We start from the raw sequence: 1,265 nt of genomic DNA on the forward strand, positions 1-1,265 counted from the left end.
GGGTCTGCTGCACGATCAGGTGACAGTTACGGTCACGCGGCCTGACTGGCCGGTGTGGTCATGATTGCTTCGTATTCGATCGGGGTCAACCGCCCGAGGGCGGCTTGGCGTCGGCGACGGTGGTAGGTCCGTTCGATCCAGGTGACGATGGCGATCCTTAGCTCCTCGCGGGTGGCCCAGCGGCGACGGTCCAGGACGTTCTTCTGCAGCAGGCTGAAGAAGCTCTCCATGGCCGCATTGTCGCCGGCCGCACCGACGCGGCCCATGGAGCCGACCATGTCGTAGCGACCCAAGGCGTGGACGAACTTTCGGCTTCGAAATTGGCTGCCGCGGTCGCTGTGCAGAATGCAACCGGCCACCTCACCGCGTCGTGCCACCGCACTACTGAGCGCGGTCGTCGCCAACCGGGACTTCATCCGGGAATCGATCGAGTAGCCCACGATGCGGTTGGAGAACACGTCCTTGATCGCACAGAGGTAGAGCTTTCCCTCGCTAGTGCGATGCTCGGTAATATCGCTGAGCCACAACTGATTCGGCTCATCCGCGGTGAAGTCGCGCTCGACGAGATCGTCGTGAACCGGTGGCCCGGGCTTGCCGTTCTTGCCGCGTTTCTTGCCGAAGACGCTCCACCACTTGTTCTCGGCGCAGATCCGCCAGGCGGTACGCTCGGCCATCGCCTCACCGGCATCGCAGGCCTCCTCGACCAGATAGCGGTAGCCGAACTCCGGGTCCTCGTGGTGGGCGTCGAACAGTGCATTGGCGCGGTAGGCCTCGACGAGTTCAGCGTCGGTGATGGGATGAGCCCGCCAGCGGTAGTAGGGCTGGCGGGCGAGCTTGAGTACCCGGCACGTCACCGCGACGGGGATCCCGTCGGCGGCGAGCTCGTTCACGAGCGGGTAGAGCCTTTTCCCGGCAGATTGGCCTGCGACAGATAGGCCGCAGCCCTGCGCAGCACTTCATTCTCCTGCTCCAACAATCGATTTCGGCGACGCAGCTGCTGCAACTCCGCAGAATCATTGGTGCTCTTGCCAGGCTTGGTGCCCTCGTCGATATCGGCTTGGCGCATCCACTTGTGCAGGGTCATCGGGTGAACACCAAAATCGGTGGCGACCTGTTCGATCGTCACCCCGTCATCGCGGTTGCGAGCGACCCGCACGACGTCGTCCCGGAACTCGCGGGGATAAGGCCTGGGCATACTGACATCCTCTCAGCCCGCCCCCACGGGGCAAGCCAACTCAGATGTCACCTATTCGTGCAGCAGACCC

Annotated in this window: 1 protein-coding gene; it reads right to left on the minus strand. The window is 63.6% G+C overall.

The window, feature by feature from the left end; all coding sequences use genetic code 11:
* Positions 1-32 precede the first annotated feature (32 nt).
* Positions 33-1,195 (minus strand): IS3 family transposase gene (locus tag CG716_RS29370; protein ID WP_094484662.1). Its coding sequence is split into 2 segments (ribosomal slippage): positions 33-908 and positions 911-1,195, totalling 1,161 coding nucleotides; the frame shifts between segments, so codons are not numbered across the junction.
* Between the last annotated feature and the right edge of the window lie 70 nt (positions 1,196-1,265).

This window comes from Mycolicibacterium sphagni, from assembly GCF_002250655.1.
In the GTDB taxonomy this organism is placed as follows: Bacteria; Actinomycetota; Actinomycetes; order Mycobacteriales; family Mycobacteriaceae; genus Mycobacterium; species Mycobacterium sphagni.